The organism is Janthinobacterium sp. SUN176 (assembly GCF_030587335.1).
GTDB classification, from domain to species: Bacteria; Pseudomonadota; Gammaproteobacteria; order Burkholderiales; family Burkholderiaceae_D; genus Janthinobacterium; species Janthinobacterium kumbetense.
Map to the genome: position 1 here is coordinate 78,739 of NZ_JAPWIA010000001.1, position 21,700 is coordinate 100,438.

At 63.5% G+C, this 21,700-nt stretch carries 18 protein-coding genes and 1 other RNA gene; 14 read left to right on the forward strand and 5 right to left on the reverse strand.

Annotated features, from left to right (window positions below; genetic code table 11):
• The 4 genes from O3299_RS00405 (at position 1) to O3299_RS00420 (ending at position 3,908) form a co-directional block, all read left to right on the forward strand.
• Positions 1-612 carry a GspH/FimT family protein gene (locus O3299_RS00405; RefSeq protein ID WP_305062932.1) on the forward strand — a complete coding sequence of 204 codons (612 nt, stop codon included), beginning with the start codon at positions 1-3 and terminating at the stop codon, positions 610-612.
• 62 nt (positions 613-674) lie between these two features.
• Positions 675-1,748, forward strand: a complete 1,074-nt coding sequence (ribD, locus tag O3299_RS00410; RefSeq protein ID WP_370385293.1) for a bifunctional diaminohydroxyphosphoribosylaminopyrimidine deaminase/5-amino-6-(5-phosphoribosylamino)uracil reductase RibD — start codon at positions 675-677, stop codon at positions 1,746-1,748.
• A gap of 30 nt (positions 1,749-1,778) precedes the next feature.
• Positions 1,779-2,414, forward strand: coding sequence for a riboflavin synthase (locus O3299_RS00415; RefSeq protein WP_034786589.1), 636 nt, complete (start codon positions 1,779-1,781; stop codon positions 2,412-2,414).
• Between the two features lie 99 nt (positions 2,415-2,513).
• Positions 2,514-3,908, forward strand: coding sequence for a hypothetical protein (locus O3299_RS00420; protein ID WP_305061255.1), 1,395 nt, complete (start codon positions 2,514-2,516; stop codon positions 3,906-3,908).
• Here O3299_RS00420 and O3299_RS00425 read toward each other — a convergent pair.
• The gene (locus O3299_RS00425) at positions 3,905-4,330 is read right to left on the reverse strand and encodes an OsmC family protein (protein ID WP_305061256.1); all 426 of its coding nucleotides are present in this window, start codon (positions 4,328-4,330) and stop codon (positions 3,905-3,907) included. The two genes, O3299_RS00420 and O3299_RS00425, sit on opposite strands and share 4 nt — an antisense overlap.
• Positions 4,331-4,762: 432 nt before the next feature.
• Between O3299_RS00425 and ribBA the strand changes: the two genes are divergently transcribed.
• The 3 genes from ribBA (at position 4,763) to nusB (ending at position 7,199) form a co-directional block, all read left to right on the forward strand.
• Positions 4,763-5,881, forward strand: coding sequence for a bifunctional 3,4-dihydroxy-2-butanone-4-phosphate synthase/GTP cyclohydrolase II (gene ribBA, locus O3299_RS00430; protein WP_289899303.1), 1,119 nt, complete (start codon positions 4,763-4,765; stop codon positions 5,879-5,881).
• A 176-nt stretch (positions 5,882-6,057) separates the two neighbouring features.
• Positions 6,058-6,540, forward strand: coding sequence for a 6,7-dimethyl-8-ribityllumazine synthase (ribH, locus tag O3299_RS00435; RefSeq protein ID WP_034759563.1), 483 nt, complete (start codon positions 6,058-6,060; stop codon positions 6,538-6,540).
• A 188-nt stretch (positions 6,541-6,728) separates the two neighbouring features.
• Positions 6,729-7,199: a transcription antitermination factor NusB gene (nusB, locus tag O3299_RS00440; protein ID WP_034786595.1), complete on the forward strand. Its 471-nt coding sequence runs from the start codon at positions 6,729-6,731 to the stop codon at positions 7,197-7,199.
• A gap of 121 nt (positions 7,200-7,320) precedes the next feature.
• On the opposite strand, the gene O3299_RS00445 is transcribed toward nusB, so the two are convergent.
• Positions 7,321-8,238 carry a lytic transglycosylase domain-containing protein gene (locus tag O3299_RS00445; protein ID WP_180278601.1) on the reverse strand — a complete coding sequence of 306 codons (918 nt, stop codon included), beginning with the start codon at positions 8,236-8,238 and terminating at the stop codon, positions 7,321-7,323.
• A 479-nt stretch (positions 8,239-8,717) separates the two neighbouring features.
• Between O3299_RS00445 and ubiD the strand changes: the two genes are divergently transcribed.
• Positions 8,718-10,202: a 4-hydroxy-3-polyprenylbenzoate decarboxylase gene (gene ubiD / locus O3299_RS00450; protein ID WP_305053537.1), complete on the forward strand. Its 1,485-nt coding sequence runs from the start codon at positions 8,718-8,720 to the stop codon at positions 10,200-10,202.
• Between the two features lie 122 nt (positions 10,203-10,324).
• An RNA gene (gene ffs / locus O3299_RS00455) (signal recognition particle sRNA small type) lies at positions 10,325-10,423 on the forward strand.
• 28 nt (positions 10,424-10,451) lie between these two features.
• On the opposite strand, the gene O3299_RS00460 is transcribed toward ffs, so the two are convergent.
• Positions 10,452-10,604: a hypothetical protein gene (locus O3299_RS00460; RefSeq protein WP_161789605.1), complete on the reverse strand. Its 153-nt coding sequence runs from the start codon at positions 10,602-10,604 to the stop codon at positions 10,452-10,454.
• 56 nt (positions 10,605-10,660) lie between these two features.
• On the opposite strand from O3299_RS00460, the gene dnaX reads away from it, so the two are divergent.
• The 5 genes from dnaX to O3299_RS00485 all read left to right on the forward strand — a co-directional run bounded on the left by dnaX (position 10,661) and on the right by O3299_RS00485 (position 16,438).
• A complete protein-coding gene (gene dnaX / locus O3299_RS00465) occupies positions 10,661-12,973 on the forward strand; it encodes a DNA polymerase III subunit gamma/tau (protein ID WP_305061257.1) in 2,313 nt (770 codons plus the stop codon).
• A gap of 41 nt (positions 12,974-13,014) precedes the next feature.
• Positions 13,015-13,341, forward strand: a complete 327-nt coding sequence (locus O3299_RS00470) for a YbaB/EbfC family nucleoid-associated protein (RefSeq protein ID WP_034759121.1) — start codon at positions 13,015-13,017, stop codon at positions 13,339-13,341.
• Positions 13,342-13,388: 47 nt separating this feature from the next.
• Positions 13,389-13,979 (forward strand): recombination mediator RecR, encoded by a 591-nt coding sequence (recR, locus tag O3299_RS00475; RefSeq protein WP_034786598.1) that lies wholly within the window; start codon positions 13,389-13,391, stop codon positions 13,977-13,979.
• 7 nt (positions 13,980-13,986) lie between these two features.
• Positions 13,987-15,207: a CaiB/BaiF CoA-transferase family protein gene (locus O3299_RS00480; protein ID WP_305061258.1), complete on the forward strand. Its 1,221-nt coding sequence runs from the start codon at positions 13,987-13,989 to the stop codon at positions 15,205-15,207.
• A gap of 88 nt (positions 15,208-15,295) precedes the next feature.
• Positions 15,296-16,438: an esterase-like activity of phytase family protein gene (locus O3299_RS00485; RefSeq protein WP_305061259.1), complete on the forward strand. Its 1,143-nt coding sequence runs from the start codon at positions 15,296-15,298 to the stop codon at positions 16,436-16,438.
• Here O3299_RS00485 and O3299_RS00490 read toward each other — a convergent pair.
• Both O3299_RS00490 and O3299_RS00495 read right to left on the reverse strand, forming a co-directional pair.
• A complete protein-coding gene (locus O3299_RS00490; protein WP_305061260.1) occupies positions 16,407-18,566 on the reverse strand; it encodes a bifunctional diguanylate cyclase/phosphodiesterase in 2,160 nt (719 codons plus the stop codon). The genes O3299_RS00485 and O3299_RS00490 overlap by 32 nt on opposite strands.
• Before the next feature lies 1 nt (position 18,567).
• On the reverse strand, positions 18,568-21,426 hold the full coding sequence (locus tag O3299_RS00495) for a response regulator (RefSeq protein WP_099664955.1): 2,859 nt from the start codon (positions 21,424-21,426) through the stop codon (positions 18,568-18,570).
• Positions 21,427-21,700: the final 274 nt, after the last annotated feature.

Here is a 21,700-nt window from a genome sequence, read left to right on the forward strand (position 1 = left end):
CTGTCATGCCGCCTTTCGCCTTCCTGCGGCCGGCCCTGGTTTGTCCGTTCGCGCAAGCAGCCACGCCGGGCGGGGCATACCTTGCTCGAATTGCTGGCCGTGCTGGCGATTGCCGCGCTGCTGGCGGCCGCCGCCATGCCCAGTCTGCAGCAGGTGCTGGCGCGCCAGCAGGTGCGGGCGGCGGCCACGGACTTGTTCTCGGCCATCGAATTGACGCGGGCGCAGGCGATGGCGCGGGGGCAGCGCGTGCTGCTGATGCCGGCCGGGCCCGGTGGCGTGGATTGGCGCACGGGCTGGCTGGCATTCATCGACCGCAATGCCAACCTGGCGTTCGATGGCGATGACGAATTGCTGTTCCGCCAGGGGCCGCTGCCGGAGGGCATCACTGCCCAGTTCGTGTTTTCGTCGGCCACGGCGCCGTTTTATATCGCCTACAATGGCGCAGGCCGCAGTTGCAGCGCGACCAATAGCCTGGCGGCGCGCTGGGGGACCCTGTCCCTGGCTTTGGGAAAGCAGGTGCGCCATATTAAAATCAATATGCTGGGCAGGGTGCGCGTGTGCGACCCGCAGCAGCAAGCGGCCAATTGCAGCGGCGTGGCCGACAGTTCGTAATCCGACTCACCTATCACTCACTATCAAAGAAGCCCGTGGAAATACTCAACGATATCGATGGCATGCGCCTGGCGCTGGAATGGGCGGCGCGCGGTTTGTACACGACCTCGCCCAATCCCCGCATCGGCTGCGTGATCGTCAAGGATGGCCAGGTGATCGGCGCCGGCGTGACGCAGGCGGCCGGGCAGGATCATGCCGAGGTGCAAGCCTTGGCCAATGCGGCGGCGCGCGGCAACGACGTGCGCGGCGCCACGGCCTATGTCACCCTGGAGCCGTGCAACCACCATGGCCGCACGCCGCCATGCTCCGATGCGCTCGTGCGCGCGGGGCTGGGCCGAGTCGTGGCCGCCATGACGGATCCGAATCCGCTGGTGGCAGGGCAGGGGCTGGCCAAGCTGGAAGCGGCCGGCATTGCCGTCACGACGGATGTGCTGGCCGACGAGGCGCATGAAATGAATATCGGTTTCTTTTCGCGCATGCAGCGCGGCAAGCCGTGGGTGCGCTTGAAAACGGCGGCCAGCCTGGACGGCATGACGGCCTTGCACAATGGCCAGAGCCAGTGGATCACGGGGCCGGCAGCGCGCGCCGACGGCCACGCCTGGCGCGCGCGCGCCTGCGCCATCCTGACGGGCATCGGCACGGTCAAGGCGGACGACCCGCAACTGAACGTGCGCGCCGTCGAGACGCCGCGCCAGCCGCGCCGCATCGTCGTCGACAGCCGGCTCGACATCAGCCTCGACGCGCGCATCCTGCAGGGCGGCGGCACGTGGATCGTGGCGGCCGTCGCCAACCCGGAGAAACAGGCGCAACTGCAGGCGCTGGGTGCCGAAGTCATCCTGTTGCCGAACGCGGCCGGCAAGGTCGACCTGGCCGCGCTGATGCTGGAACTGGGACGCCGGCAAATCAATGAAGTCCACGTCGAGGCAGGCGCCAAACTGAACGGTTCGCTGATCCGCGAAGGCTGCGTCGACGAGTTGCTGGTCTACCTGGCGCCCACCTTGCTGGGCGATGCGCAAGGCATGTTTACCTTGCCCGCCTTGACGGATATCAAGCAGCAGCGCACTTTGCAATTTCACCAGGTTCAGCAAGTGGGCGAAGATGTGCGTATCCTTGCAAGATTCGCCCAGCGTACTTAATAGATTTACACTTTTTATAAGGTTAGCTCCATGTTTACAGGAATTGTTGCCGCCATCGGCAAGATTGAAACCGTGCAACCGCTCGACGGCGGCCTCGATGCAGGCGTGCGCCTGAATATTCACGCGGGCGGTTTGCCGCTGGCCGACGTGGCCCTGGGCGATTCGATCGCCATCAATGGCGCCTGCATGACGGTGGTGGAAAAGTCGGACACGGGTTTTGCCGTCGATGTCTCGCGTGAAAGCCTCAATTGCACCGTGGGCCTCGATACCACCACGGAAGTGAACCTGGAAAAAGCCCTGACCCTGGCCGAGCGCCTGGGCGGCCACCTGGTGTCCGGCCACGTCGACGGCCTGGGCATCGTGCGCAAGTTCGAAGCCGTGGGCGAATCGTGGGAACTGGTGATCGAAGCGCCGCACGAACTGGCGAAATACCTGGCCTTCAAGGGTTCCGTCGTCGTCAATGGCGTGTCGCTGACCGTCAACCGCGTGGAAGACCTGGGCGCGGGCGCCGTCAACGGCTGCCGCTTCTCGATCAACCTGATCCCGCACACGATCGCCATGACGACCTTGAAACATTTGACGGTCGATGGCAAGGTCAACCTGGAAATCGACCTGATCGCCCGCTATGTCGAGCGCATGCTGTCGCTGGACAAGGCCGCCGCCTGATATAAAAGCTGAACAGGGCAACACAGCCGCCTTGCCAGGCGTGTGTTGCTTTTCTTGCAGACGTGCATACTATGAAGCTTTCCGCAGTGGAGGCTAGCCATGGACCCGATTTCGCGCGCAACCGTGCCCAACACCATCCCGGCCACGTCCCGCGTGGGCGCAACGGCACCTCTGGCGCCGGCGCAGCCCGTGCCGGCATCTGGCGCGGCGGCTGCCCTTGCAATACTTTCCTCGACGCAGGTAGACATCTCCCCGCTGGGCCAGTTCCTGTCCGGCGTGGCCTTGTCGCGCCGGCAACTGCTGGCCTTGCAGGGCGCCACGGAAGAGGCCAGGGCGGCAAATACCCCCGTGAATGTCAATGACGACTTGCTGGCGCTGGCGCGGCAACTGACGGAATCGTTCGCCCAGCTGCAAACGAGCGGCATCGACGCCAGCCAGCTGGCCACGGCCGGCGACACGCCGGGCAGCCTGGCGCAGCGCTACGATTTATTGTCGGGCGACGGCACGACGGATGCAGCCACGGCGCTGGCGCAGGACGGCAGCTTGCTTACGCAAGCACAACTGGCCCGCATCGGCATCGACTTGCGCAATGAAGATGTCGATGCGGCAACGTTGCAAGCAGCGTATGCGGCCGACAGCAATGCCACCCTGGACGCATTGCAACAGGGAACGGAGGTGCTGGCGCAAGTGGGCGCCGTGCTGGCCCGGCAGCAGGGCGCACCGCTGGCGGCCGGTGTCGAAGCGGATTTGACGGGAGAAACACTGCCGTCCGGCGCCGTACAGGCGTCGCAGGCCGCGCAGCAGCCCGTCGACGTGGCGCCGCCGCAGACGGCCGCCATTGCGCAGCGGCAACTGGAACTGCAGCGGCAACTGGAAGCGGAAGAACTGAACCTGGACTTGCAGGAGCTGCGGCCCCAGCCGCCAGCGCAACAGGCCGACAATGCCGCGGACTTGCTGCAGACGCAGCGCACGGACAACCTGCGCATCGATGCCCAGCGCCTGGATGCCGAACGCATGAATACAGATCAGCAGGCGCAGCAACAGGACGCTGCGCGCGTGGATGAGCTGCGCCAGGGGCAAGTACGGCAGCAGGGCTTGCAGCAGCAGGCGCAAGCGGCGGCGGACGATGCGGTACGGGCGCAGCTGGCCGCCAGCGACGCGCAGATGGCGGCCCAGGCGGCATCCGACCGGGCCCAGTCGCTGGCGCGCGCAGCGCAGGGACAAGCCGATGCGGGCCTGGCGACGGCGCAAGCCCAGCTGGCCCAGCAAAATGCGCAGGCGCAAGAGCTGGCCGCGCAAAACGCGGGCATGGCCGTGCCGCCGCCTTCCTCGCAAGACCCGTCCGTGGCGGCGGCCATCGCCGCGTATAACCTGAACAATGCAGCCCTGAATCCCGGCTTGATGAACCGGCCACTGCCGGCCAGCGACTCGCGCCTGCCGCTGGTGGCGCCCGTCGCTGCCGTGGAGCCCGTCAAGCCCGTGACGAAAATCTAGGGCAGCAGGGTGGCGTACAGCGTGATATTGGCTTTCAGTAGCTTCGACACGGGGCAGCCGGCCTTGGCCTTGGCCGTCAATTCCTCGAATTGAGCCTGGCTGGCGCCGGGGATTTTCGCTTTCAGGATCAAATGGACGGCCGTGATGGCAAAGCCGTCGTCCACCTTGTCGAGGGTCACTTCGGCCGTCGTTTCCATCTTTTCCGCCGTCAGGCCCGCTTCGCCGAGGATCAGCGACAGGGCCATGGTGAAGCAACCCGCGTGGGCGGCGCCGATCAGTTCCTCGGGATTCGTGCCCGGCTTGCCTTCGAAGCGGCTGGCAAAGCCATAGGGGTATTCCTGCAAGGCGCCGCTGCGCGTGCTGATGGCGCCCTTGCCATCCTTGATGCCGCCTGACCAGATGGCCGATCCGTTGGTTTTCATAGTGCCGCTCCTGTGTGGGGTGTCGCTGCGAAAGGGGCGTCAGCGCCGTGGCGGTGACGGGTTGATCTTATGCTCTTTGCAAGGCCGGCGGCGCGCGTCTTGCCGCCGCCGTGTGCGCTGGATCAGGGAATTGGCGCTTTGCGGGGCAGGTGGTGGCATCCGTGCCGCAAAGCTGTCTTATTTCAGGTCTGCAAGCGCTAAATCCTTTAAAATAGCAGGTTATAAGAAAATTCCCGGAAATTCCCGGAAATTCGCGGAATTTTCGCGCTCGATATTTCAGTTTTTAGTTTCATTAACAACGCCAGGCAAAACCGTCGCGAGCGGAAGGAAGAGGTGGCTGAGAAGCGCAACCGTACGAAGGTACGGTGAGCATCGCAAGCCGCCTATACCGACGCGCAGCAGGTTTTGCCAGGTGTCTTCAGAGGATGAATAATGTCAATATCCAGCACCGAAGAGATCGTCGCTGAATTGCGCGCCGGCCGCATGGTGATACTGGTCGATGAAGAAGACCGGGAAAATGAAGGCGATCTGGTGCTTGCCGCCGATTTCGTGACGCCTGAAGCCATCAATTTCATGATCACGCATGCGCGTGGCCTGGTCTGCCTGACCCTGACGGAAGAGCGTTGCGACGAGCTGAACCTGTCGATGATGACATCGCGCAACGGCACCGCCTACGGCACCAATTTTACCGTGTCCATCGAAGCGGCCGAAGGCGTGACGACGGGCATTTCCGCCGCCGACCGCGCCAAGACCATCCAGGTCGCGGTTGCCAAGGGCACGCAGCCTAGCGATATCGTCCAGCCTGGCCATATCTTCCCGCTGAAAGCGCAAAAAGGCGGCGTGCTGATGCGCGCAGGCCATACGGAAGCCGGTTGCGACCTGACGGCCATGGCCGGCTTGACGCCCGCGTCCGTGATTTGCGAAATCATGAAGGACGACGGCACCATGGCGCGCTTGCCGGACTTGCTGTTGTTTGCCGAGCAACATGGCTTGAAAATCGGCACGATTGCCGACCTGATCCATTACCGCAGCCAGACGGAGTCCCTGGTCGAGCGCGTTGCCGAGCGCACCCTGCATACGGCGCATGGCGAATTCCGTTTGATCGCCTTCCGCGACAAGCCGAGCGCGTCGGCCCATTTGGCCCTCGTGCATGGCGACCTGGCCCCCGGCCTGGAAGCGCTGGTGCGCGTTCACCAGCCCGTTTCCCTGCTGGACGTGCTGGAAAGCGAAGCGACTACCCACTCGTGGACGGTGGCCGCCTCGATGGCCGCCATCAAGCAGGCCGAGCGGGGCGTGATGGTCTTGCTGAACTGCGGCGAGACGTCGGGCGAGCTGTTTGCCCAGTTCGCTGCGCTCGATACGCCGCAAGCCAAGCCGAAAGGCCGCGCCGCCAGCATGGACTTGCGCAGCTACGGCATCGGCGCGCAAATCCTGCGCGACCTGGGCGTGAGCAAGATGCAATTGCTGGCCAGCCCACGCAAGATGCCGTCGATGGTCGGTTTCGACCTGGAAGTAACAGGTTTTCAGTGCCACCCAGGCCAGGACACCTGACTAAATCTACTGCGCGTCGCGATTTGCGGCCTGTGATGCTCACTGTACCTTCGTACAGTTGCGCTTCTCGACCACAACTCGCTGCCGCTCGCTACGATTTTGTCAGGCGTCGATGTAGAGTAAACGATGGCGACATGTGCATGTCGCCCTGAACCACCAGATTAAAGAGGCATATGATGACCGTAGGAGCATACGAAACTAATTTTGCCGGCGAAGGTTTGCGCGTCGGTATCGTCCAGGCACGATTCAATGAAATCGTCGGTGGTGGCTTGCTGTCGGCATGCCTGGAAGAGTTGAGCAAGCTGGGCGTGGCCGATGAAGATATCCTGCACGTGACCGTGCCGGGCGCCCTGGAAATCCCACTGATTCTGCAAAAAATGGCGGAAACCGAGCAATTCGATGCCCTGATCGCACTGGGCGCCGTGATTCGCGGTGAAACCTACCACTTCGAGCTGGTATCGAACGAATCGGGCGCGGGCATCACGCGCGTCGGTCTCGATTACGGCATCCCCATCGCCAACGCAGTGTTGACGACTGAAAACGACGAGCAAGCGGAAGTACGCATGCTGGTCAAGGGAGCAGAAGCGGCACGCGTGGCAGTGGAAATGGCTAATCTGGCGCAAGCGCTGGAAGAGTTGCAGGACACCGACGAAGACTAAGCGCGTGTGATAAGAATGCCATGGCTGCGTTGCAAGGCCTCGCCGTACTTTCGTACTGTCTTCGGCCTCGCGCCTGGCCCTGACATCCTTCTCACGCACGCTTGAGCCGCGGCTGCGCTGCCTAAAAGCGCACTGCGGTGTCTCGCCGGAATTTGTAGTGAACACGTATTTAAGAACAGGTAACAATCATGACTGAGAAAAATTTGCTCGCCAATCCCAGCAAAAACCGCACGCCGCGTCACCGCGCGCGCGAGTTTGCGCTGCAGGGCTTGTACCAGTGGCTGCTGAACAATGAAGACGCGACTACCGTCGTGAACAATATTCGCGCCGCGCATGGTTTCGACAAGGCCGATGGCGATCATTTCACGGTGTTGCTGTACGGCGCCATCAAGGATTCGCTGGCGCTGCGCGAAAGCATGGCACCCTTGATCGACCGCAATATCGCGGAACTGTCGCCCATCGAACACGGCATCCTGCTGATCGGCGCTTTCGAGCTGAAGAACAACATGGAAATCCCGTACCGCGTCGTCATCAACGAAGCGGTCGAGCTGGCCAAGTCGTTTGGCGGTATCGATGGCCACAAGTATGTGAACGGCGTGCTGGATAAATTGGCAGTGAAATTCCGCGAGGAAGAAGTGGGCGCCAACAAGCGCAAGTAATATAGAGAGCAGTTCCTGCGGCCAGTGCCGCAGGGCAATAAAAAAGCCACCGGCACTTGCGTGCGGTGGCTTTTTTACTGGGTGCTGCTTTTTGGATGCCCCTGTGAGGGCTTTTAAAGGGTCACAGGCCGGCGATCTCGTTGTGGGGCAGTACTTTGATGGTGATGCCGCTTTCCGCTGCCGGCGCCTTGGCTGGCGCTGGCGTGTTCGATGCCATCACCGGCGTCGTCGTCGGCACGCGCTGGCCGGCCGACACTTGTTTCAGGCGGCGGTATTCGGCCAGCACGCGCGAGCCGTAGCCCGAGTCGGTGGCGAAGTTGGCGGCGCCCACGTAGGTTTTGAGGCCCGCTTCGACGGAACCGCCACGCGTGACGTAGTCTTTCAGGATCAGCGAGCCGACGCGGATGTTGGCGACCGGGTTCAGCGCTGCTTGCACGCCGCCCATTTCCTGGAAGCGCTCATGGTGTACTTTCGACATGACTTGCATCAAGCCTTGCGCGCCGACGGGGCTTTCCGCGAACGGGTTCAAGCCCGATTCGATGGCCATCACGGCCAGGATCAGCAGCGGGTCCAGCTTGATTTCGCGGGCCGTCAGGTAAGCCGTCGAGACGAGCATATTGGTCGCGTCGTTGGCCACGCGGTAGCGCTTGGAGAGCCAGTTGGTAACCCATTGCTGCTGCTTTTGCGTGCCCAGCAAGGCTTTTTCTTCCTTGGTCAGCGGGGTATCGCTGGCGGCGGCCGTCTGCACGGAAGCAGGCGCTTCCATCAGTGCGGACAGGGCCGGTGCTTCAACGGCTTGCGCCTCTGCCATCGGCAGCGGGAACAGGCTGTGCGTCAGTTGCTTGCCCAGGTCAGGGCGGAACATCAGCAGGGCGATCAGTGCCAGGGCGGAAATGCCGAAGACTGTCAGTGTGTGTTGTGCCGTGGTCAAAACGCCACGTGCCGAAATGGCCTGTGCGCGGGCGCGCAAGCGCGCCAACGCTGGCTGGCCAGCCACGGTTGAAGCAGGCAATGCTGCTTCAGTGCTACGATGAGTCATAGAGTTCCCCGAAATGTCGCGTCAACAGGCAGTCCCTCCGCGGTCTCGCGGTGTTGTGGGTACTGCCAATGCCGTGCATCAGAAATATCATCGTTTCCGCCGCGTATGGATGCGTGCGAGAAACGCCGTCATTGCTTGCTTGAGCTGATCGGTCCCGTTTTTGGTATTGGATCAGTCGCAATACAACTTTTACCGGGGGTAAGGCAGACGCCTTTTGAAAACACTCCTTAAAATGTCATGTGGAGCCCCGACTCCGTGAATGAAAGAGAAACGCTAAAATCAAGCTCTGGGCCGGCGTGCTCTTTCAAGTTGGGCGAATTGTAGAAGCCGTTTTATATCAAGTCAATACTAACGAATCGTTTCTTTATTACTTTTATGTCTTACTTTTTGACTTGCATTGTGCCAAAAGCCAATAAAATCAATTACTTGGCATAGATCCTTCAGCAACGGCGTCCGACGTCAAAAAAAATTAAAAACACATGAAATATTCAGATTTGCGAGATTTTATTTCTCAACTGCAACAAATGGGTGAACTTAAGCTCATTTCGACCCCCATTTCACCGATTTTGGAGATGACGGAAGTTTGCGACCGCACCTTGCGCGCAGGCGGACCGGCCTTGCTGTTCAATAACCCGACGGGATACGACATGCCGGTGCTGGGCAATCTGTTCGGCACCACGCGTCGCGTGGCGCTGGGCATGGGCGCGGAAGATGTCAGTGAACTGCGCAAGATCGGCCATGTGCTGGCGCGGCTGAAGGAGCCGGAGCCGCCGAAGGATTTCAAGGACTTGCTGGGCCTCGGTTCCCTGGTGAAATCCGTGTGGGACATGTCGCCGAAGGAGTTGCGCGGCGCGAAGTGCCAGGAAATCGTCTGGGAAGGCAGCGACGTCGACCTGGCGCGCCTGCCGATCCAGCATTGCTGGCCCGGCGACGTCGCTCCCCTGATCACGTGGGGCCTGGTGATCACCAAGGGCCCGAACAAGAAGCGGCAAAACCTGGGCATTTACCGCCAGCAAGTGCTGGGGCGTAATAAAGTCATCATGCGCTGGCTGGCGCACCGGGGCGGGGCGCTGGACTTCCGCGAGCACGCGATCCAGAGCAAGGGCAAGCCGTATCCGATCGCCGTCGCGCTGGGCGCCGATCCCGCTACTATATTAGGGGCCGTCACGCCGGTGCCGGACAGCCTGTCCGAATACCAGTTCGCCGGCTTGCTGCGCGGCAGCCGCACGGAGCTGGTGAAAGCCATCGGCAGCGAGCTGCGCGTGCCCGCGTCCGCCGAAATCGTGCTCGAAGGCCATATCTATCCGGATGAAAACCATCCGAGCGGCTACGAGCACGCGCTGGAAGGGCCGTATGGCGACCACACGGGCTACTATAATGAGCAGGACAGTTTCCCTGTGTTTACCATCGACCGCATCACCATGCGCCGCGACCCGATCTACCACTCCACGTATACAGGCAAACCGCCGGACGAACCGGCCGTGCTGGGTCTGGCCCTGAATGAAGTGTTCGTGCCCCTGCTGCAAAAGCAGTTCAGCGAAATCACCGACTTCTATCTGCCGCCCGAAGGCTGCAGCTACCGCATGGCCGTGGTGCAGATCAAGAAACAGTACGCGGGCCACGCCAAGCGCGTGATGTTCGGCGTGTGGAGCTTCCTGCGCCAGTTCATGTATACCAAGTTCATCGTGGTGGTCGACGAAGACGTGAATATCCGCGACTGGAAAGAGGTCATCTGGGCCATCACGACGCGGGTCGACCCCATCCGCGACACGACCCTGGTCGACAACACGCCCATCGATTACCTGGACTTCGCCTCGCCGGTCAGCGGCCTGGGCAGCAAGATGGGCATCGATGCGACGAATAAATGGCCGGGCGAAACGACGCGCGAATGGGGCACGACGATCGCCATGACGCCGGAAGTGAAGGCGAAGGTGGATGGCATCTGGCAAGAGCTGGGGCTGTAGAACGGCTGGGGTCAGACCCTCAACACCGCTGACGCAATGGTCATTGCCAACTTGACCGGGGGGCTGACCCCGGATTTCAGCTTGCTTCCCCAATCGGGCGCAGGTCGGTTATAATTGTCCCCGGCGGGCCCCTGCGCATCGTGGCATGGCTAACCTGGTCAGGTCGGGAACGAAGCAGCCACGGCTATTAACCATGAGTGCCGCAGATCAGGCTCGCCTCCTTCGGGAATGTTTTATCAGGATCGACAATCAAGCTGCCATGGGCAGCTTTTTTGCTTTTACGGCGCCATTTTCTTGCCGGCCCGCAGCATTGCCGGGCTTGCCGTGTTTTCCATATTTCCAGCTGGCCATGTTATACAATTGCTGCTTTGCCGCGTTTGCCATTTTGAATGGCCCGGCCATGAGGCTTGCGCCCGCCGCGCAGGATCACCCGCAAAATCGCATGGTAAAATCTCAGCATGTCCTATCAAGTCCTCGCCCGTAAATACCGCCCCAAGAATTTCGAGACGCTCGTCGGCCAGGAGCACGTCGTGCGCGCGCTCACGCATGCCTTGCACAGCGGCCGATTGCATCACGCCTACCTGTTCACGGGCACGCGCGGCGTCGGCAAGACGACCCTGTCGCGCATCTTGGCCAAGTCGCTCAATTGCATCGGCCCCGATGGCACGGGCGGCATCACGGCCCAGCCGTGCGGCGTGTGCGAAGCGTGCACGGCGATCGACGCGGGACGCTTTGTCGACTATATAGAGATGGATGCGGCGTCGAACCGCGGCGTCGATGAAATGGCGCAGTTGCTGGAACAAGCCGTGTATGCGCCGAGCAATGCCCGCTTCAAGGTCTATATGATCGATGAGGTGCACATGCTGACGAACCACGCGTTCAATTCCATGCTGAAAACGCTGGAAGAGCCGCCCGAGCACGTCAAATTCATCCTGGCCACGACGGACCCGCAAAAGATACCCGTGACCGTGCTGTCGCGCTGCTTGCAGTTCAATCTCAAGCAGATGCCGCCCGGCCACATCATCAGCCACCTGGACAATATCCTGGGACAGGAAGGCATCGCCTTCGAACAGCCGGCCTTGCGCCTGCTGGCCCAGGGCGCCCACGGTTCCATGCGCGACGCGCTGTCGCTGACGGACCAGGCCATCGCGTATGCGGCCGGCGAAGTCACGTTAGATGCCGTGCAGGGCATGCTGGGCGCGCTCGACCAGTCGTACCTGGTGCGCCTGCTCGACGCACTGGCGCAGCAGGATGGCGCCGATTTGCTGGCCGTGGCCGACGAAATGGCGTCGCGCAGCCTGTCGTATAACGGCGCCCTGCAGGATCTGGGTACTTTATTGCACCGCATTGCGCTGGCGCAAACCGTGCCCGCCGCCTTGCCGCAAGATTTGCCTGAATACGCGGATATCGTGCGCCTGGCCGCCGCGTTTGACGCGGAAGAAGTGCAGCTGTTTTACCAGATCGCCGTGCATGGCCGCAATGAACTGGGCCTGGCGCCCGATGAATATGCGGGCTTTACCATGACCCTGCTGCGCATGCTGGCCTTTCGGCCCGGCATAGGCGGCGCCGATGGCGTGCCGGCCGCCGCACCAGCGGCCGCGCCGGGCAACCGTCCCGCCGCCGTGGCCGCCGCGCGCGCCGCGGCAGGCGCATCCGCCCCGGCGGCCCGCGCCGCCACGAACAGCGTGGCCAGCCACGCCGCCGTGACCCCGCCCGCCGTCGTGGCCGCCGCTGCCGCCAGCATGGCGCGCAGCGAAGCGCCGCCGCCGCGCGCGGCTGCTCCGGCACCGGCGCCTGTCGCCGCCCCTGCGCCGCCACCAGCGGCGCCGCCGGCGGCTGCTCCGGCCGCAGCTGCCCCGGCCGCATCGGGCGCCCCGATCAGTTCCGCCCGCGCCGCCATCAATGCGGCGCTGGAAGCGGCCCGCGCCGCCTCGAAAGGCCGTCCCGGCAGCGCGCCGTCGGCGCCATCGTCGGCGCCCAAGCCGGCTGCACCCGCACCGGAGCCGGTCGCCGCGGCGCCAGCCCCGGCCGCACCCGTCCAGGCCGCGCCACCGCCGCCGCCCGCCGCCGCGAAAGCGCCTGCGCCGTGGGACGATGCGCCCCCAGTTGCCGTGATGGAAGCACCGGCGGCCGCTGCGGCGCCCGTGCAGCAGGCGCGTCCTGCCGCGCCGCCGCCAGCGCAGCCGGATGACGACTTGCCGCCGTGGGTCACCGAATTTTCCGACGACAGCGCGTCCGCCGCCGTGTCGGCGCCCGCCGCGCCAAGCAGCGAGCAGCCGGCCGTCGTCATGCCGCAGCGCGCCGCCAAGCAAGCCGCGCCCAGCGGGCCGTATGTGATCACGCCCGTGCCGGGCCTGGATTGGGACGGCAACTGGCCGGCCGTGGCCGCCGTGCTGCCCTTGCGCGGCGTGGCCCAGCAGCTGGCCGTGCAGGCCGAGCTGATCGAATGCCTGCACGACGGCCACAGCACCACGTTCCGCCTGCGCGTGCCCATCGACACGTGGCGCAGTCCCGCCAACGTGGAAAAACTGGCGGCCGCACTCACCGAACGCTTCGGCCGCAAGGTCGCGGTCGACACGGAACTGGGCGCCGTCTGGTACACGGCCAGCGCGGAAGCGCAGGCTCACCGCGAGGCGTGCCAGCTGCAAGCGGAAGCAACCATCGCCAGCGATCCCTTCGTGCTCGACATGAAGCGTGTATTCGACGCTTTTGTTGTGCCGGGAACGATTACCCCTGCACCGGCCGGCTCCGCCGCGCCGACCCTGCATTGATGATTAACACACTCACAAACTGAATTGAACGGAGCATTCTCATGATGAAAAATCAACTGGCTGGCCTGATGAAGCAGGCGCAAGCAATGCAAGACAACATGAAAAAGGCCCAGGAACAACTGGCGCTGGTGGAAGTGGAAGGCCAGTCCGGCGCCGGCCTCGTGAAAATCGTCATGACGTGCAAGAACGACGTCAAGCGCGTGTCCATCGACCCGTCGCTGCTGGCTGACGACAAGGACATGCTGGAAGACCTGGTGGCCGCCGCCTTCAACGACGCCGTGCGCAAGGCGGAAGCGACGTCCGCGGAAAAAATGGCAGGCTTGACTGGCGGCATGAACTTGCCAGCCGGCTTCAAAATGCCATTCTGATGCACTGCCGCATGCGCTCGATCTATGGCACGGGGCAAGGTTGATCCATGTCCAAGTCGCTTGAATTCCTGACCGAGGCGCTGCGGCGCCTGCCCGGCGTCGGCCCCAAGTCGGCGCAGCGGATGGCATTTCATTTGTTGCAGCACGATAGGGAAGGCGCGGCCATGCTGTCGCGCGCCCTGTTCCAGGCCGTCGATGCCGTGCATCACTGCGGCCTGTGCAATACGTTTACCGAACACGAAGTGTGCGAGACCTGTCTCGACGAAGAGCGCGACAAGCGCTTGCTGTGCGTGGTGGAAACGCCCGCCGACCAGCTGATGATCGAGCAGACGCTCACCTACAAGGGCCTGTATTTCGTCCTCATGGGGAGATTGTCTCCGCTGGACGGCATCGGCCCGAAAGATATCCACCTGGAAAAATTGCTGAACCGCGCCAACGATGGCGTGGTCGGCGAAGTGGTGCTGGCCACCAATTTCACGAATGAAGGCGAAGCGACGGCCCACTACATCAGCGAAATGCTGAAGGCGCGGGGCTTGCGCGTGAGCCGCCTGGCCCGCGGCGTGCCCGTGGGCGGCGAACTGGAATACGTCGACGCGGGCACGATTGCCCGCGCGATGCTCGACCGCAGGGCAACCTGAGTACAACATGACAGACGCTTCCGCATCTTCCGGCCCCCTCCAGGGCATCAAAGTCCTGGAACTGGGCACCCTGATCGCGGGGCCGTTCTGTGCCCGCATGCTGGCCGAATTCGGCGCCGATGTGATCAAGATCGAGTCGCCCGATGGCGGCGACCCCATCCGAACCTGGCGAGTGCTGAAAGACGGCACCTCGCTGTGGTGGTCGGTGCAGGCGCGCAACAAGAAAAGTTTAACGCTGAACCTGAAAACGCCCGAGGGCCGCGCCATCGCGCGCCAGCTGGCCCTGGAAGCGGACATCATCATCGAGAATTACCGCCCCGGCGTGCTGGAAAAGTGGGATCTCGGCTACGAGCAGCTCAAGAAAGAGAAACCGTCCCTCATCATGGTGCGCCTGTCCGGCTTTGGTCAGACGGGACCGATGAAGGACTTGCCCGGCTTCGGCGCCATCGGCGAATCCATGGGCGGCTTGCGCTATGTGTCCGGCTTTGCCGACCGTCCGCCCGTGCGCGTGGGCGTGTCCATCGGCGACTCCGTGGCGGCCCTGCACGGCGTGATCGGCGCCATGATGGCGCTGCGCCACCGCGACGTGACGGGTGGCCGGGATGGCGGCGAAGGGCAGATGGTCGACGTGGCCCTGTACGAATCCGTGTTCAACCTGATGGAGTCGCTGGTGCCCGAATACGACCAGGCGGGCGTGGTGCGCGAGCGCACGGGCGGTTCCTTGCCCGGCATCGTGCCCTCGAATACCTACACGACGGGCGACGGCGAAAACATCGTCATCGCGGGCAACGGCGACGCCATCTTCAAGCGGCTGATGCTGGCCATGGGCCGCATCGACATGGCGGGCGACCTGCAGCTGGCGCGCAACGACGGCCGGGTGGCGCGCACACAGGAAATCGACGACGCCATCGGCGCCTGGTGCGCCACGCACACGATCGACAGCGCGCTGGCCGTCTTGACGGCGGCAGACGTCCCCGCCGGGAAGATTTACTCCGTGCGCGACATGCTGAGCGACCCGCAATTCCTCGCCCGCGACATGTTCGAACAACACCATTTCGCCGACGGCACGCCCGTCAAATTGCCCGCCATCAGCCCGAAACTGTCCGCCACGCCGGGCAAGACGCAGTGGCTGGGCCCCACCCTGGGCCAGCACAACGACGAGGTGCTGGCGTCGCTCGGCTATGATGCGGCCGCCATCGCGCGGCTCAAGACTGATGGCGTGGTGTAATTCGCTATTAACCCACAGAATTAAAGCTGGGGTCAGACCCGGCGGGTCTGACCCCGGAATTTGCTTCCCGACTTATTTGATACCGATCATGCCTCCATTGTTCCGCAGCGCGCGTACCGCGCTTGCCCTGGCGTCCGCCGCTGTTCTTCTCTCCGCCTGCGCCAGCTTCTCTTACGACGCACCGATCGCGGGCTTGCGCCTGATCGGCGAACAGCGCATCGCCTTGAAATACCCGTTCGAGGGCACGACGGTGGGCGGCCTGTCCGGCATCGATTACGATGCGGCCAATAACAGCTGGGTGATGGAAAGCGATGACCGCTCGGAAATCAATCCGGCCCGCTTCTACCGCGCCGCGCTCGATTACGACAGCCGCGCATTTGCCGGCGTGACCTTCAACAGCGTGCATTTCTTCACGCAGCCCGACGGCAGCCGCTATCCGAACCTGGCCCATGCCAGGCTGGAGCAGGGCGACCAGGTGGCCGACATCGAAACCATCCGCGTCGATCCGCAGGATGGCAGCCTGTGGTACGGCAGCGAAGGCAACCGCAAGGTGGGTTTGCACCCGTTCGTGCGCCACGCCGATAGCGGCGGCCACTACCTGGCCACCTTGCCCACGCCTGCCATGTTCAAGGTGGCGAAGGATGAAACGGGATCGCGCAACAACATGAGCTTTGAAGCGCTGTCGTTTGCCAGCGATGGCAAGAGCCTGTGGCTGGGCATGGAAGCGGCGCTGTACCATGATGGCCCGCTGGCCACGCCGGATCACGGCTCCGTGGTGCGCATCACGCGCCTGGACCGCGCCGGCACCGTGCTGGGCCAGTACGCGTATCCGATCGAGCCGGTGGCCTCGCGGCCCGCGCCGGGGAAGGAAGCGGACAATGGCGTGTCGGAAATCCTCGCCGTCAACGATCACCAGGTGCTGGTGGTGGAGCGGGCCGGCGTGGAACACGCCGACGGCATCTACACGAATCACGTGCGCATCTACGAGATGGATACGCAGGGCGCCACCGATATCCAAGCCATCCCGGCTCTGGCGGGTGCAAGCTATGTGCCGGCGCGCAAGCGCCTGCTGCTGGACCTGGAAAAGATCGGTTTGCCGCGGGTCGACAATATCGAAGGCATCAGCTGGGGCCCGCGCCTGGAAAACGGCCGCCGCAGCCTGGTGATGATTTCCGACGATAATTTCAACGCCCAGCAAGTCACGCAAATCCTTGCCTTCGAAGTGCTCTAGTTTCCACGCTGGCCAGCTGGCCCCGTTGCCTGGCCAGCATGGCCGTGATCGTGTCGTGCGGCGACGGGTGGCCTAAAAAGTATCCCTGCGCCATGTCGCAGCCGTATTCTTCCAGCATCAGCAGCTGTTCGTCCGTTTCCACGCCCTCGGCCACCACCACCATTTTCAAGCCATGCGCCATGGCGATGATGGCGCGCGTGATGGCCGCGTTTTCCGTATCCTGCGGCAAGCCGGCGATAAAACTCTTGTCGATTTTCAAGGCCCGCACGTCGAAGCGTTTCAGGTAGTTCATCGACGAATAGCCCGTGCCGAAGTCGTCGATGGACAGGTACACGCCGATGCCGCGCAATTGTTCCAGGGTCACCATGGTGGCGCGCGCATCGTCCATCAACGTTCCCTCCGTCAATTCCAGTTCCAGCAGGCGCGCATCGAGGCCCGTGTCGGCCAGGACCGACAGCACGATCTGCATCAGGTTTTCATCCTTGAATTGCTTGGCCGACAGGTTGACGGCCATGCGGATGGCGCACCCGCCGTCGCTTTGCCACGCCTTGGCCTGGTTGCACGCCGTGCGCAGCACCCATTCGCCGATGGGCACGATCAACCCCGTCTCTTCGGCCAGCGGGATGAATTCCGTGGGCGAGATGATGCCCCGTTCGGGATGGCGCCAGCGCACCAGCGCTTCCACGCCGACGATCTGCGTGCTGGGCACGTCGATCTGTGGCTGGTACAGCAGGTACAGCTCGTTGTTTTGCAAGGCTTTCCTCAAGCCTACTTCCATCTTGACGTGGCTCATGATTTCCATCGTCAGCGAGGAGCTGTACAGCTTGGCGTTGTTCTTGCCACAGTTCTTCGCGTGGTACATGGCCGTGTCCGCATATTTCAATAGCGAGTTGCAATCCTCGCCATCTTCCGGATACAGCGAAATGCCGATGCTGGCCGTGACAAAAATCTCGTGTCCTTCGATCATGAAGGGCCGGCGCATGGCTTCCTTGACGCGGTGCGCCACGTTCAGCGCGTCTTCCACCCGTTCCAGGTCGGGAATCAGGATCGTGAATTCGTCGCCGCCCAGGCGCGCCAGGTTGCTGCCGCCGAAGGTGGTTTCAAACTCGTGTTCGGCGCGCAGCACCAGGTCGCTGGGGCGGATGGTTTCGCGCAGGCGCTCGGACACCACCTTGAGCAAATGGTCGCCCACGTCGTGGCCCAGGGTGTCGTTGATGCGCTTGAACGCGTCCAGGTCCATGAACAGCACGGCGAATTTCTTGTCGTGCTCTTTCGAGCGCAGCAGTTCGCGTTCCAAGGTTTCCAGGAACGCTTGCCGGTTGGGGATGCCCGTCAGGCTGTCGCAATACGCGAGGCGGCGGATCTGCTCTTCCGTGCGCTTGCGTTCGCTGATGTCGCGCACCAGGCCCAGTACCTCGTCGGCCCCCGTCGCCACCAGGCGCGCCTCGAAATGGCGCGTGCTGTCTTCGTGCGTGAGCGTGTAGTCGACCGAGCCGATATGCTGCGTGGCCAGCACGGCGTGCGCCTGGTCCAGCAGGCGCGCGGCGATTTCGGGCGGCAGGACGTCGCGGATATGGCTGCCCACGCAGTCGCTGAGGGAAAAGCCGGCGCTGGCGTCGTGGCCCTGTTCGTAGTCGAGATAAAAGCCTTCGCGGTTCAGGCGGAAGAAGGTGTCGGGGATGGCGGCCAGCACGGCGCGGTTGTGCGCGTCGGCGATGCGCAGGCGGGCGATGGCGTCGCTGGCGCGCAGCACGTACAGCACGCGGTGTCCGAGGATGGGCCAGTTGATGGGCTTGGAAATGAAATCCGTGGCGCCCACCTCGTAGGCGCGCGTGACGGCTTCCAGCTCGTCGCCGCCCGTGACCATGATGATGGGCACCGTGCCGCCCACTTCCTGGTGGCGGATTTCGCGGCACACGGCAAAGCCGTCCATGGCCGGCATGTCGACGTCGAGCATGACCAGGTCCGGCCCGCTGTGCTTGTAGCTGGCCAACGCCTGCACGCCGTCCTCGGCCTCGATCACGTCCAGGCCCACCTGCGTGAGCATTTGCCGCATCAGCAGGCGCATCACGGGATCGTCGTCGGCCACCAGCACCAGGCCGCGGGGAGGGGAGAGGGGCGCTGTCATGTCAGTGTTCCTTCACGAGGATGGCGTTCAGCGATTCGCGTACGGCCAGGAAGGCTTGCTGCATCTGCTGCAGCAGGGGAGCCGCGCCCTCGGTGCTGCCGGCGCGGCCCAGTTTTTCCATTTCCTTGCACAGCTGCGCCAGGCCGTCGGCGCCCACGTTGGCGCTGCCCGACTTGAGGCTGTGCGCCACCTTGCGCAGCGCTTCCGCATCCGTTTTCGCGATGGCTTCGCGCATGGCGCCCAGCTGGCGCGGCGTCTCGCCGGTAAACGCGAGGATGACGCGCTCCAGCAGCGCATCGCCATCCGTGCCGGACAGCGCGCGGATGTTTTCCAGCGCCTGCCGGTTCAGCGGCGGGGCCGATGCCGGGGATGCAGGCGCCGGCGGCGTTGCCACGGGCGGCGGCTCGGCAGGCGCCTCCTGCGGCGCTTCGCTGTGGTGCACGGTGGCGGCGCGCGGCAGGGTGATCCAACGGGCGATCGTGTGGCCCAGGTCTTGCTGCGTAAAAGGTTTGCTCAGGTAATCGTCCATGCCGGCCGCCAGGCACGCTTCGCGGTCGCCCTGCAGCGCATTGGCCGTGATGGCGACGATGGGCAGCACGCGCGCGTGGCCGCAGTGCTGTTCATGGCGGCGGATTTCCGCCGTGGCGGCAAAGCCATCCATCACGGGCATCTGGCAATCCATCAGGATCAGATCGAAATCCTCGGCCTGCGCCGCCTGCAAGGCTTCTTCGCCGTTGCGCGCGCAGACGACATCGAGGCCCAGGCTGTCGAGCATGGCCAGCGCCACTTCCACGTTGACGGGATTGTCCTCGGCCAGCAGCACGCGGCGGCGCTGGCGCCGGCCCACCTGGCGCGCCGTGTGCGGCGGATGGATGCGCAGGCTGTCGCTGGCGCGCGGCGGCGTGACGATGCAGTCGAACAGGTCGCATTCGCGGGCCGGCTTGATCAGCTGGTAGGCCACGCCCGCCTCGCGCCGCTGCACGGGGTCGGCCGCCGCCTGTTCCGTGCTCAGCAGCAAAAGCTTGAGGTCGGCCAGCAGCGGGTCGCTCTTGATGTTGGCGGCCAGGGCCAGGCCGCTGGTACGCGGCAATTCCATGTCGAGCAGGGCCACGGCATACGGCGTGCCCGCCTGGGCGGCCGCGCGCAGCTTGCCCAGGCAGTCGCTGGCCGTGCCGGCGCTGTCGCTGACGATGTGCCAGCTGGCCAGTTGCCGCTCCAGCACGGCGCGCGTGGCGGGTGTGTGGTCGACGATCAAGGCGCGTAACCCTCGCGTGGTTTTCAGGTTGAAGGACGGGTCGTCGCTGTCGACCCGCCGCTTATCGAAATTTACTTCGAACCAGAAGATCGAGCCTTGCGTTAAAGCATTATCAACGCCGATAGTGCCGCCCATCAGCTCCACCAGCTGTTTCGAGATCGTCAGGCCCAGGCCCGTGCCGCCGTGCTTGCGCGTGGTCGAGCCGTCCGCCTGCGAAAACGATTCGAAGATGCGCGTCTGCGCCTCGTTCGACACGCCGATGCCCGTGTCGTGCACCTCGAAGCGCAAGCCCACGCTGGGCGCGTCTTCGCTGCACACGGTCACTTTCACCGTGACCTTGCCCGTTTCCGTGAACTTGATGGCGTTGCCCAGCAGGTTGACGATGATCTGGCGCAAACGGTTCGGGTCGCCGCAGATGGCGATCGGGATGTCGTAGGCGATGTCGAATTCCAGGCTGATGTTTTTCGCTTCCGCCTGCGGCGCGAACACGTGTTCTATATCGTCGAGCAATTCGCGGAAATTGAAGCGGATGTATTCGACGCTCAGCTTGCCCGCCTCGATCTTGGAAAAGTCGAGGATGTCGTTGATGATCACCAGCAAATTCTGTCCCGAGCGCTGCACCATGCTCGTGTAGTGGCGCTGCTGCGGGCTCAAAGGGCTGGCCAGCAGCAGTTCCGTCATGCCCAGCACGCCATTCATCGGCGTGCGGATTTCATGGCTCATGGTGGCGAGGAAGGCGCTCTTCGCCTGGCTGGCCGCCTCGGCCGCATCCTTGGCCTTTTCCAGCTGCGCCGTGCGCACGCCCACCTGGCGTTCCAGCTGGTCGCGGTAATTGGCCAGGGTGCTGTCGCGGCTGTCGATCTGCGCCAGCATGTCGTTGAAACTGTCGATCAGCACGCCCAGCTCGTCGCTGCGCTGGTGCGCGATGCGGTGGCTGTAGGTCTGGCTGCTCGACACTTTCTGCGCCGTATCGATCAGCTTGGTGATCGGTTCGGCGATCACGCTCTTGAAGCGCCGCGCGAGGAATACGGCGACCAGGAAGGACAGCACGGTGGCGCCGCCGATGGCGCTCACGTGGCGGCCGATGTCGCGCCACATGTGGTTCAGGTCCGCCTCGATCAGCACGGCGCCGATGATCTGTTGCGGCTCGCCCGGCCGGTAGACGGGGCGGTACAGGCGCATGGCGGGCGCCAGGGTCGTGCCCGAACCTTGCGTGACGGGCTGCACGGCCATGTCGGCCAGCAAGGCCGGGTCCATGTCTTCCGGCGCCGGGAGGCCGTCCGCATGCTGCGGCGCGCGGTACAGGGCGAACAGGCGCCCGCCCTTGTCGAACAGGGCCGCCTGGGCCACCTCGTTGCGCGCGGACAAGGCCGCCAGCACCTGTTCCGCCTGCCCCTGCGCCGATTTTCCCGCCAGCAAAGGCACCGCGCCAGCCGCGCCGATCACGCCCGCCAGTGACAGCAATTGCTTGCCTTCATCGTTTTTGTGGCTGAGCACGGACGTCAGCGCAAACGCCACGAACACCAGCAGCAGCGCGCAGCCCGAAGACAGTACCGAGATCATGGTCAGCTTCTGGCTGATGCTGGAGCGTTGGAAATTGAACATGCGTCGCTGCTTCCCCGGTCGCCCGTTGACTGTTATTTAATTCCTATTGGAAAAATATAGACGCGAAGACACACCCTGATATTGATGTGGGTCTAATGGAAGAAAGGGGAGGGGAACTTATAAGAGAGGAAATGAAAAGGGCAGTCTCACAAGACCGCCCTCAAATTATTGCTTAGCAACAACACCTGACTCAGCCGTAGCGAGCGGAAGGGAGAGGTGGCCGAGAAGCGCAACCGTACTTTGTACGGGGCCGCCGAGGCGGTGAGCATCGCAA

What these genes read in the sequence shown, in the direction of transcription:
- O3299_RS00445 (WP_180278601.1), bottom strand. Translation starts at nt 8,238, where the DNA reads ATGACTCATCGTAGCACTGAAGCAGCATTGCCTGCTTCAACCGTGGCT.
- O3299_RS00490 (WP_305061260.1), bottom strand. Translation starts at nt 18,566, where the DNA reads ATGACAGCGCCCCTCTCCCCTCCCCGCGGCCTGGTGCTGGTGGCCGAC.
- O3299_RS00495 (WP_099664955.1), bottom strand. Translation starts at nt 21,426, where the DNA reads ATGTTCAATTTCCAACGCTCCAGCATCAGCCAGAAGCTGACCATGATC.
- O3299_RS00485 (WP_305061259.1), top strand. Translation starts at nt 15,296, where the DNA reads ATGCCTCCATTGTTCCGCAGCGCGCGTACCGCGCTTGCCCTGGCGTCC.
- O3299_RS00470 (WP_034759121.1), top strand. Translation starts at nt 13,015, where the DNA reads ATGATGAAAAATCAACTGGCTGGCCTGATGAAGCAGGCGCAAGCAATG.
- O3299_RS00420 (WP_305061255.1), top strand. Translation starts at nt 2,514, where the DNA reads ATGGACCCGATTTCGCGCGCAACCGTGCCCAACACCATCCCGGCCACG.
- ribH (WP_034759563.1), top strand. Translation starts at nt 6,058, where the DNA reads ATGACCGTAGGAGCATACGAAACTAATTTTGCCGGCGAAGGTTTGCGC.
- ribBA (WP_289899303.1), top strand. Translation starts at nt 4,763, where the DNA reads ATGTCAATATCCAGCACCGAAGAGATCGTCGCTGAATTGCGCGCCGGC.
- O3299_RS00425 (WP_305061256.1), bottom strand. Translation starts at nt 4,330, where the DNA reads ATGAAAACCAACGGATCGGCCATCTGGTCAGGCGGCATCAAGGATGGC.
- O3299_RS00415 (WP_034786589.1), top strand. Translation starts at nt 1,779, where the DNA reads ATGTTTACAGGAATTGTTGCCGCCATCGGCAAGATTGAAACCGTGCAA.
- dnaX (WP_305061257.1), top strand. Translation starts at nt 10,661, where the DNA reads ATGTCCTATCAAGTCCTCGCCCGTAAATACCGCCCCAAGAATTTCGAG.
- nusB (WP_034786595.1), top strand. Translation starts at nt 6,729, where the DNA reads ATGACTGAGAAAAATTTGCTCGCCAATCCCAGCAAAAACCGCACGCCG.
- ubiD (WP_305053537.1), top strand. Translation starts at nt 8,718, where the DNA reads ATGAAATATTCAGATTTGCGAGATTTTATTTCTCAACTGCAACAAATG.
- recR (WP_034786598.1), top strand. Translation starts at nt 13,389, where the DNA reads ATGTCCAAGTCGCTTGAATTCCTGACCGAGGCGCTGCGGCGCCTGCCC.
- O3299_RS00460 (WP_161789605.1), bottom strand. Translation starts at nt 10,604, where the DNA reads ATGGCCGGGCCATTCAAAATGGCAAACGCGGCAAAGCAGCAATTGTAT.
- ribD (WP_370385293.1), top strand. Translation starts at nt 675, where the DNA reads ATGCGCCTGGCGCTGGAATGGGCGGCGCGCGGTTTGTACACGACCTCG.
- O3299_RS00480 (WP_305061258.1), top strand. Translation starts at nt 13,987, where the DNA reads ATGACAGACGCTTCCGCATCTTCCGGCCCCCTCCAGGGCATCAAAGTC.